General features: G+C 78.7%; 1 protein-coding gene. It reads right to left on the bottom strand.

Annotated elements, in window-relative coordinates; genetic code table 11:
• Positions 1 to 183 (bottom strand): EAL domain-containing protein (locus A6V29_RS09350; protein ID WP_212719183.1); only part of this gene is annotated, 183 nt, incomplete at its 3' end.
• Positions 184 to 239: the final 56 nt, after the last annotated feature.

Raw genomic sequence — 239 nt, 5'->3', positions numbered from 1 at the left:
CGCGCGCGGCGGCGAACAGCGCGTCGGGCCGCTCGAGGGGGCGACCGGCCCCCGCGCGAGCGCCTCGTAGGCGACGACGGCGCCGCTGTCGAGGTCGACGATGGGCTGGAAGACGCTGTGCACCGCTCCGCCGAGGGCGCGGTCGAGCGCCTCGGCCGGGGAGTCGGACGGGTCGGAGAGCACGTCGTCCCATCGGCGGGCACGGCAGCGCGGCCAAGCCGAGGACGCGGGCCTCACCC

It is taken from the genome of Blastococcus sp. CCUG 61487 (genome assembly GCF_005222955.1).
Lineage (GTDB): Bacteria > Actinomycetota > Actinomycetes > Mycobacteriales > Geodermatophilaceae > Blastococcus.
Note: the sequence above shows the minus strand (reverse complement) of the source record. Positions and strands in the feature narration are given on the sequence as shown.